Source organism: Sphaerisporangium perillae (assembly GCF_023276435.1).
Classification (GTDB): domain Bacteria; phylum Actinomycetota; class Actinomycetes; order Streptosporangiales; family Streptosporangiaceae; genus Sphaerisporangium; species Sphaerisporangium perillae.
Window position 1 is genome coordinate 1 of the sequence record NZ_JALLPO010000087.1, and the last position, 9205, is coordinate 9205.

Genomic DNA, 9205 nt, shown 5'->3' on the forward strand with positions numbered 1-9205 from the left:
AATATCCGACTCGCGAACGAGCCCGCCGCGACGTTGCTCGTTACATCGAATTCCGATACAATTCGAGGCGCCGCCACTCAGGACTCGATTACCGGACCCCGCAACAGGTCCACGACGAGTACCTGAATCAGCAGCTCGCAGCGTGAGTTAGCCGTTAAGCAGCTGTCCGGAAAGCGCAGGGCGGATCAGACGAAGCCCAACCTGCGGCTGACTGGTTGATCCGGGCCCTTGGCCGCCGGGGCTGCTCCGGTGTGGGCCGGGGTCAGCCTCGATGCGTTCGCTGGGTGCGCTACGTGATCGATGACACTGCTCACACGGTATGGATCGTCTATGCCTCGCCCCGTCATCCGAAGGACACCGATGCCTGAGGTCGGCTGACCCGCCCAGATCTATGACATAGCCAGGTCCGGCACCGAGGGCAGGAGAATATGTTGCCAGGTGTGCGGGCTAGTGCGGTAACCACGAACGTTCGCAGGGGTTGGTCAGGCGGCTTCGTTGGCGGGTCGTCCCCGGCGGCGTTGTTTCTCGCTGCGGATGCGGGCGCGTTCGCGTCGCTGGGCGGCAAGCGTGATGCCACCGCGGGCCCCGCCTGAGCCGCTCGGCTTGGAGTCCACAAGATTCACCGTCACGCTGTGTCTTGTCGTGATTTTCTGTGCGGATGTCGAAGATGCGGAGCGTCGTGCTCGCGGTGATCGTGGCTACGGCCGTGGGCCCGGGCGTGTCCGTGCTCCTCAGGGTGACCGGCGGGCTCGAGTCGGCGGGGGTGCTGACCGGCCTGGCGGCGGGGGGCCTCCTGCGGGGGAAGCCGGTCAGGGCCGCGGTCGCGACCCTGTACGGCAGCGCCTCAGCCGTTCTGATCGGCGAGATCTCACAGGGCGCTTTCGGCGGCGGCCCGGATTTCGCCGACGCCATGGCCGTCCGGCCGGGCTGGCCAGGGTGGGTGATCGGGGCCGTGCTCGCCTACGCGATCGCGGCCGGGAGGCCGCCCAGGGCGCAGGCCGATCAGGCGGCCCCCGCGCATCCGGTTACGACGTACGCCGATCCCGCTGGGGTGACTCGCGCGCACCGGACCACGATCGGGCGGCTGCCGCACGCCGATCCCGGCGAGGCCGGGCACCTCATGCTCGCGATCGCGCTCACGGCTGCGCTCGCCGCCGTGCTCGCCTGCGGCCAGATCGTCGCCAGCAAGGCACTGGGCATGACCTTATGGGAGGCCTACCACGAGTATGACGGGCCGGGCTGGTATCGCGACCTGACCCGTGCCCTCTGGTATCCCGCCGCCTCGGTGGTGCTGGCCTCGCTCGTCGCGGGCGGGATGCCCGCCGGCCAGGGGCGTTTCCTGGCGCCGCCCCTGGCCGCGTGGCTCGGCTGTGCGGTGACGGCCGGGCCGCTGCAGTACCTCCAGGCGCTCGGCGCGCCGCACGACCCCCCGGCCGTGGCGCTCATGGCGTCCCTCGCGGGTGGCGGCGTCGGCGCGGCGGCAGGCGCCGCCGCGCTCCGGCATACCGGGACGCGCCTCGGACTGGTCTGCTTCGTCCTGCTGTTCACCGCCGGCGACGCTACCGGCCGGCTGGACGACTTCCCCGTGGGAGTCTTCGTGTCGATCGCGCTGGCCGCCGTGGTGGCCGCGTGGGCTACGGCACGACGGGACGCGGACATCGGACCGGGGATACTGGCGGGCATGGCGGGGCCGCTGTTCATCTGGTCGGTGTACGCGACGGTCGGTTCCCGGCTTTATGACCACACTACCCAGGCGCTGCCGTACTGGAACGCCATGATCGTCGCGCTGCTGGCGCCGGCCGTCGCGCTGCCGGCCGCCGGCCTGGCACGGCTCGCCTGGCCGCGGACAAGGGCGCGACCGCATTGTGATAGGGCGGCTCGTTGACGGCGTCGATCCGGTCCAATGACCCGCCGACATCTGTGACACAGCGAGTCCCGGCGCCGAGGCAGGAGCAAGTGTCGCGAGATCCCAGCATGATTTATTGCCCGAGGAGAACCGCTACCACCAGCAGTACCTTTTTAAGGTGCCAAATGGGTATTGCGGCATCGGCGGCACCGGTGTCAACGCAGGTGACCCTTCGGCTTGGTGCCCGACGGGGTTGACTTCATCAGAGGAGTAGCTGCGGTTGCCGAGACCTCTGGGCGGCATGCTCGGAGGTCTCGTTCGCCCTCCGGGCTACGAAGGCGTCGCGGTCCTGTCGAGAAAATCGACGATGTGAGTGTTGATCTCGGCGGCCTCGTGCCATGGCATCGCGTGATGGGAGAGGTTCGGTAGCACCGCGGTTTCCGCGTGCGGCAGGACGCGCATGACGGCGGATGCGACGCGATGAGGGGCGTGAGCCCTGCTGCGCCCGGCGAGGAGCATCAGAGTCGGCGTCGTGAGCGCGCGCAACAATCCGGGCTTGGGCCGCTTTCCGATCACACTTTCGTATCTGGGAACTCCGCAGCCAGCCCGTACAGCCGCAGCCAGGCGGGGTCGGTTTCCGCACCGTCGGTCTCTCACGCCAGGAAGGCTCGTGCGCGCGAGGCCGTCGGCCGGATGAGGGACGGCAGCGCGCGTGCCAGGCCTCAACTCCGCGGGCACCACGGCGGTGATCGACCGTCTGGAAAGACTTGGTCATGTGCGCCGGGAACGCGACACCCGAGACCGTCGGCGTCTGCTGCTGAAAGTGGATGAGAGCGCCGTCGCGCTCGGATGGAGCTTCTTCGGTCCGCTCATCCATGAGATCGTCGCCGTCATGGGACGGTTCGACACCGCGGACCAGGCGACTGTCGAGCGCTTCCTCGGGGCGTGCACGAGGCTGTCACCCGGCAGCGAACCGGCCAGGAGTAGCACTTGCGGCGTTCCCTCCGACGAGACCGGCTCGGTGGTCTCCTACACGAATTGGTCGCATAGGGGTTGCCAGTTACGGGCACCCACAGGGTGCGGGTGCGTCTGCGCTGGAGTTTGGTGTGGCTGCGGGGGCGCGGTCGGCATGGCTGGGCTTTGTGTGGTGTTGTCACTGGAGTCACAGCCAGCCCGCGTCCTCGGCGATGCGGACGGCGTCGATCTTGTTGCGGGCACCGGTCTTGGTGATCGCGCCGGTGAGGTAGTTGCGTACGGTGCCCGCCGACAGGTGCAGCCGGGCGGCGATCTCCTCGGCGGAGGCCCCTCGGGCGGCTTCGCGCAGGACTGTGGCCTCGCGTGGGGTGAGAGGGCTTTCTCCGTGCTCCATCGCCGAGGCCACCAGCTCCGCGTCCAGCACCCGCAGTCCGGCCGCCGTGCGCCTGATCGCGTCGGCCAGGCGGTCGCCGGGGGCGTCCTTGACCAGGAACGCCTCGATGCCCACCGACAATGCCCGCCGTACCTGACCCGGTTGGCCCATCGCGGTCAGCACCAGGATGCGGCAGGAGGGGAGCACCTCCCGCAGTTGCGTGGCGGCGGTGATGCCGTCCAGCACGGGCAGGCCGATGTCGACGATCGCCACGTCCGGCCGCACCCGCAGCGCGGCAGGGACGATCTCGTCCCCGCGCGTCACCTCGGCCACCACCTCCAGGTCGGACTCCAGGCGCAGCAGGGCGGTGAGCGCGGCCCGGATCATGTGCATGTCCTCGGCCAGGAGAACGCGGATCACGTGGGCACCTCCATCGTCAACCGGAATCCGCCCTCGGACGTGCGCCCGGCCTCAACCGTGCCCCCCACCTGCGCAGCCCGCTCCGCCAGCCCGACCAGCCCGCCTCCGACCAGCCCGCCACCAAAAGGCTGGGCACCAACAGGCCCATCACCGACCGGGTCAGTAGCGGTTTGCGCGTCATCAGGTGGGAGGCCGTTGTTGACGATCTCCAGGTGGGTGCGTCCCGCGCGGTCCGAGGTGGTGATCGAACAGGTGGTGGCGCGGCTGTGCCGCAGGATGTTCGTGACACCCTCGCGCACGGCCCAGGCGAGGGCCTCGTCCGGCTCGCGGGACGGGGTGATCTCGGCGAGGTTGACCTGGCAGCCGATTCCGGACGATTCAAGCAGCGCCGCGGCCCGGTGCACCTCATCGGCGAGCGTCATCCGCCGGTAGCCGCGAGCCACCTGACGCACCTCCTGCGCGGCCTCCCTCGCCACCTGGACCAGCGCGCCGACCTCTGTTTTCGCGGCGGGGAGATCCCGGTCCATGAGCCGGGCGGCCAGGTCGCCCTTCAACACGATCGCGGTGAGGCTGTGGCCCAGCCCGTCGTGCAGGTCGCGGGAGATCCGCAACCGCTCCTTCAGCACCGCCGCCTCCGCCAGGTCGGCCCGCGCCTGCTCCAATTCGGCGGTGACCCGGACCAGCCGCACGACGACGTAGATCATGGCGCCGGTGATGAGGATGGTGAGGGCGTAGAAGAACGAGCCGGTCACGTTGTGGAAGATGCCCTGAAGCCACCAGAACTCCACCGCCGCCATCGTCATCACCAGGACGCCGCCCCAGCGCAGCGGGAGCAGTAGGAGCACCGGCCCGGCCAGGAGCGGCGCGGTCCCGGCCGACCAGCTGGTGAACCCGAGGGCCTCCGGCAGGTAGGTGGCGACCACCTGCACCGCCAGTGTCGAGGGGAGCCACCGGGATCGGGTGCCCGTGAACGCCTGCTGTACATGAAGAAAGTGCGGCCAGTAGAAAGCGGTCAGCGCCACGAGCAGTCGGGTGTTGAGCGACGTGGAGGCGGTCGCGAGGGAGACCACGAGGGGGATGATCGTGTAGCCGATGGAGACCAGGACGATCAGCGCGATTCCGAGCCGCCGCGCGGAGGTGGAGTTCATGGTCGGCCCATTATGACTTCCTGGACTCCCAGCGGAACCACCTCCTGATCGAGAGCAGCGCGACCCCCGCCCACACCGCCAGAACCAGAGTCGGTACGGCTGCCGCCACCAGGTCGGAGCCGAGTGTTCCCGGCCCGTAGGAGGCGCGGACCGCGTCCACCACCGCGCTGGTGGGCAGGGCGGCGAGGAATGGGTGCAGCCAGGAGGGCAGCAGGTTCATGATCGGGCCCATCGCCCCGGATGCGAGGCCGGCCAGGAAGAAGAACGGCATCGTCATGGCCGCTGCGAGCTCCCCGCGCGGGATCGCGGCCGTCCATGCCACCCCCAGCGTCGCCAGCACCGCCGAACCCGCGACCGCGAACACCGCGAACAGCACCGGATTCCTCGGCAGCGGCACATCGGCCAGGAGGTGTACGGCCACGGCCGACACGATCATGAGGGCGACCGTCTGCGTGACGGTGTTCGCGACCTCGCCGAGGAGAATCTGCCGGTCGGTGAGCCGGGTGGTGCGCAGCCGTTTGAGCAGGAGCTGGTCGCGGCGCATGGTCAGGGCGACGGTGATGTTCAGGAACGCGGTCCCCGACAGGATGAGCGCGAGCGCCCCCACGAACATCTGCGCCGCGGCCGTGACGCCGTCGGCCTGAACATTGCGCATCAGCGCCGGCATCCCGATCGCCAGCCCCAGCGGGGTGATCACGGAGGCGGGCAGCATGCCCTTGTCGCGCCAGAACAGCCGGGCGCTCAGCTTGTAGGTGGCCGTGAGGCTCATCGGCGTGGGTCCCATCGGAAGAGGAAGAGGAAGCGGACGGTGACCAGGCCGAGGAGGGCCCAGACGGTCAGGTTCAGGACGGGCCCGGTCAGTGTCGTAAGCTCGCCGCCCCGGCAGGCGAGTCTGGCGATCTCGACCATCGCTCCGGTCGGCAGCAGGTCGAGTGTCCACTGGACCCAGCCGGGGAGGAGGCCGGTGACGAACGGCCCATATCCTCCGGCCCCGGCCGCGCTGGCCAGCATGAACGGGATCGTGGCGGGGGCGTTCAGGTCGGGGCGGCGGGTCACGATCGAGAAGACGACGCCGATCAGTGCCAGCACCCCAGCCACCGCGACGACGCACGCCGCGAACAGCAGCGGCAGTTCGGGTGGCGGTAGGTAGGTGAAGGTGTAAAGGATCATCGAGACGAGGGCCGAGAGGAGAGTGGCCTGCGTCACGATGTTGACCAGCTCGCCGCCGATGATGGCCCGCCCGCGCAGGCCCGAGGCGCGTAGCCGCTTGAGAACCAGCAGCTCCCGCCTGGTCGACAGCGTCACGGCCGTCTGGGTGGTCGCGACGATGGTCAGGACCATGGCGAGCATGCCGAGATGCATGCCGAGCACCACCTCCACGTCGCGGCTCCTGAGCGAGGCGGCGATCAGCAACGGCAGGCCCGCACCCAGGCAGACGCTGAGCACCGCAATGCCGCCGACGGCCCGCCCGTCGCCCCAGAACAGCCGCCCGCCCAGCCGCGCCACGGCCAGCACCTCACGCACGGGCGTCACCACTCCGGGCAGGGCGGTCGCTTCGGGTTCCACGGTCCCTTTGGGCGGGTGCGTCGTTTTGGGATATTTCGTCGTTTTTGGCCAGTTCCAGGAACAGGTCTTCCAGTGAGGCCATCCGGACCTCTAGGCCGCGCAGGCGCAGGCCGCGTTCGCTCGCCCAGCCCAGCAGCGTCTGGGCGGCCAGGTCGGGATCGGCGGCCTGGACCATGGCGAGCCTGCCCCGCACGGTCGCGGGCAGCGGCAGCTCCCCGGGATGGATCACGGACGGCAGCTCGAACGAGACCCGCCCCACCCGCGCGGCCAGCGTCTCGGCCATGTCGCCGCCGACGACGATCTCACCCCTGTCCATGATGGCCAGGTTCGTCGCCAGTTGCTGGGCCTCCTCCAGGTAGTGGGTGGTCAGCAGCACGGTCGTGCCCCGGGCGGCGAGGTTGCGGACGACCTCCCAGACGTCGCGGCGGGCCTCGGGGTCCATGCCGGTTGTCGGCTCGTCCAGGAACAGCACGTCGGGCCGGCCCAGCAGGGCCAGCGCCAGGTCCAGGCGGCGTTTCTCACCGCCGGACAGTTGCCGCACCTTCGTCTTCGCCTTCGCCGTCAGGCCCGCCAACTCCAGCGCCTCGCTCGCGGGGCGCGCTGCGGGGGTGAAGTCACGCCATATCTCGACCGTCTGCCCGGTTGTCAGGTCGGGGAAGAATCCGGCCTCCTGCAGCATGATGCCGACGTTGCCGCGCACCTGGGCGCGGTCGCTGATCGGGTCGAGGCCCAGCACCCTGACCGAACCGGTGTCCGGCTTCTGGAACCCGGTGAGCAGCTCGATCGTCGTGGTCTTGCCCGCGCCGTTGCGGCCGAGCAAGGCGAAGACCGTCCCCGCCTCGACCTCGAACGAAATGTCGTTGACCGCCTGGAATCTGCCGTAGCTCTTGCTGAGGTGGTTCACCTGAATCGCTGTCACGCCTTGATCCTTCGCCAGGGGCGGCGGCGGAAACAGTGAGCAATTCACAACTTCGCGAGCAGGCCGATCACATTCGCGTCGAGCACCCGCCTCCCAGGGAGCCGGTGCCGGATTGGCTCGCGGATCGTTTGATCTACACCGTCGGGATGTCTCGCGGGGACGTCGCCGCGCTCGACTTGCAGCAGGCGGTCGACCTTTGGGCTGAGTTCCGGTCCAACCCGCGCTAGCCCAGACCTATTGCCTCAATTGAAGTGCTACCACCAGCAATATTTGTTCAAGGTTCCCAACGGCTACTGCGGCATCGGCGGCACCAACGTCAAGCTGGGTGACCGATCCGAGGGCGCCTGCCAGCGGGGCCGGGTCTCCCCGGCGGCACCGTTGTGACCTCGCGCTCCGCTGTTTCGCCACGGCGGCGGCTCGATGCCGCGTACTGGGCGGGCGGCACGGAGACGTGGCGTTTGAAGTGGCGGGTCAGGTGCGCCTGGTCGTAGAAACCGACCTCGACCGCCACCACCGCCGGTGGTTCTCCGGCCAGGATACGTGCGCGGGCCAGTTCAATACGTGCGCCGGTTACGTACGCGTAAGGGGAGATCCCGAAACGCTGTTTGAAGCTGCGAACGAGGTGAGGAACGGTCCTGCCGAACACGGAGGCCGCGTCGGTGAGTGTCACTTTCGCGGTGATGTGTCCGTCTAGGTAGTCACGGAGTCGGTCGGCGAGGGCCGGTTCTGGTTCGGGGGCAGCGGGGCCGCGGGCTTCGAGGTGCAGGCGGAAGCGGTCGGCGATCATGGCCAGCCGAATCTCGATGTCGAGCGGATCGGGGGTGACGAGGCGGTCGTGGAGATGGCTGATGGCGGCCCGGAGCTCAGGGTCCTGGAGGGTGGACGCCTTCACGGCGGGACCCACGACATGGGCCGGGAGAAAGCCGCGGTTCAAGTAGAGGTTGCGCTTGCGGAACCGGCCGTAGCGCTCAGAGGGGTAACCGTTGTGGACGACTCCGGGCGGGAGGACGGAGACGCTGTAGCCGACGGCCCCGTGGTGACGGGTGTCGAGGTCATATCGGATGGCGCCGTCGTCGACGATGAGGACGGTCCACGTGTCGTGGCAGTGCCGGGGATAACGGTAGTTGGCGATACGGGCGTGAAACACCTCGGAGATTCCAGGCACCGACGGTTTCCATGCCGTCACGCGACACGAGTCGGGAAGATCCTCCTCGTTCACATCAACATCGTACAAGTCCCGCTACGGGGCTGCAGGGAAAAATCGAGGGCATGAAAACCAAGCCGGTCAACCTGACCGAGGCACTGGCGTCGTTCGACGCCGTCTACAGCCCGCGGATCGTGGCTCGCATGAACGACTACGATGTGAGGATCGCGCACACCCGAGGCGAGCACGTCTGGCATGTCCACGATGACACCGACGAGTTCTTCCTCGTCCTCGACGGCCGGTTCGACATCGCCATACGCGATGCCGCCGGCGGCGCGATCACGGTGGTACTCCACAAGGGCGACACTTTCGTGGTGCCAAAGGGAACCGAGCACAAGCCGTCCTCGCCAGGCGGCTCGATCCTCATGTTCGAACCTTCGGGCACCCTGACGACAGGGGACCGACACCAAGGAGAGATCCCCTACAGCGTGGACAGTACAACGGGCCACGAAATCATGTGATCCATCCGGGCAATCCATGCACACCTCGCCGGCCCCGCGTACCTGCCGCATGGAGTGAACCGCTACCACCAGCAGTACTTGTACAAGAACCCCAACGGCTACTGCGGCATAGGCGACACCAGCGTCAAGCTAAGTGACCCGTCTGAGTGCAGCGGCGGCCAGGCGAGCTCGCTTCTCGCAGGGGGTGAGACTCGGTTGCTGGATCTATGGGAGTGAGAATTCCAGTTATTTGCTACTCGAAGTAGTAAACTAGCTGTATGAGCGTGCCTGAGCAGGACTACGCCCCGGGAGAC

9 protein-coding genes and 2 pseudogenes are annotated in these 9205 nt (G+C 68.4%); 4 read left to right on the forward strand and 7 right to left on the reverse strand.

Going from position 1 to position 9205, the window contains the following annotated elements; all coding sequences use genetic code 11:
* The 3 genes and pseudogenes from MYF83_RS41805 to MYF83_RS44725 form a co-directional block, all read left to right on the forward strand.
* Positions 1–146 (forward strand): annotated as a pseudogene (locus MYF83_RS41805) (IS3-like element ISAar4 family transposase); the annotation flags it as partial.
* 521 nt (positions 147–667) lie between these two features.
* Positions 668–1885 carry a hypothetical protein gene (locus tag MYF83_RS41810; RefSeq protein WP_248966368.1) on the forward strand — a complete coding sequence of 406 codons (1218 nt, stop codon included), beginning with the start codon at positions 668–670 and terminating at the stop codon, positions 1883–1885.
* 115 nt (positions 1886–2000) lie between these two features.
* Positions 2001–2120 (forward strand): annotated as a pseudogene (locus tag MYF83_RS44725) (peptide-methionine (S)-S-oxide reductase MsrA); the annotation flags it as partial.
* Positions 2121–2176: 56 nt separating this feature from the next.
* On the opposite strand, the gene MYF83_RS41815 reads toward MYF83_RS44725, so the two are convergent.
* From MYF83_RS41815 to MYF83_RS41845, 7 genes are all read right to left on the reverse strand, one after another.
* Entirely contained in the window at positions 2177–2422 is a 246-nt protein-coding gene (locus tag MYF83_RS41815; RefSeq protein ID WP_248966369.1) for an alpha/beta fold hydrolase, read from the reverse strand.
* A 586-nt stretch (positions 2423–3008) separates the two neighbouring features.
* Positions 3009–3614: a response regulator transcription factor gene (locus MYF83_RS41820; protein WP_248966370.1), complete on the reverse strand. Its 606-nt coding sequence runs from the start codon at positions 3612–3614 to the stop codon at positions 3009–3011.
* The gene (locus MYF83_RS41825; protein WP_248966371.1) at positions 3611–4762 is read right to left on the reverse strand and encodes a sensor histidine kinase; all 1152 of its coding nucleotides are present in this window, start codon (positions 4760–4762) and stop codon (positions 3611–3613) included. Before MYF83_RS41825 ends, MYF83_RS41820 begins: the two co-directional genes overlap by 4 nt.
* Positions 4763–4772: 10 nt before the next feature.
* On the reverse strand, positions 4773–5531 hold the full coding sequence (locus tag MYF83_RS41830) for an ABC transporter permease (RefSeq protein WP_248966372.1): 759 nt from the start codon (positions 5529–5531) through the stop codon (positions 4773–4775).
* Positions 5528–6286, reverse strand: a complete 759-nt coding sequence (locus MYF83_RS41835; protein ID WP_248966373.1) for an ABC transporter permease — start codon at positions 6284–6286, stop codon at positions 5528–5530. The genes MYF83_RS41830 and MYF83_RS41835 overlap by 4 nt, the downstream gene beginning before the upstream one ends.
* Complete coding sequence (locus MYF83_RS41840) at positions 6279–7247, reverse strand: ABC transporter ATP-binding protein (protein ID WP_248966374.1); 969 nt, start codon at positions 7245–7247, stop codon at positions 6279–6281. The genes MYF83_RS41835 and MYF83_RS41840 overlap by 8 nt, the downstream gene beginning before the upstream one ends.
* A 316-nt stretch (positions 7248–7563) precedes the next feature.
* Complete coding sequence (locus MYF83_RS41845) at positions 7564–8466, reverse strand: helix-turn-helix domain-containing protein (RefSeq protein WP_248966375.1); 903 nt, start codon at positions 8464–8466, stop codon at positions 7564–7566.
* Between the two features lie 50 nt (positions 8467–8516).
* Here MYF83_RS41845 and MYF83_RS41850 point away from each other — a divergent pair, with 50 nt between their 5' ends.
* Positions 8517–8912 (forward strand): cupin domain-containing protein, encoded by a 396-nt coding sequence (locus MYF83_RS41850; RefSeq protein WP_248966376.1) that lies wholly within the window; start codon positions 8517–8519, stop codon positions 8910–8912.
* Positions 8913–9205 lie beyond the last annotated feature (293 nt).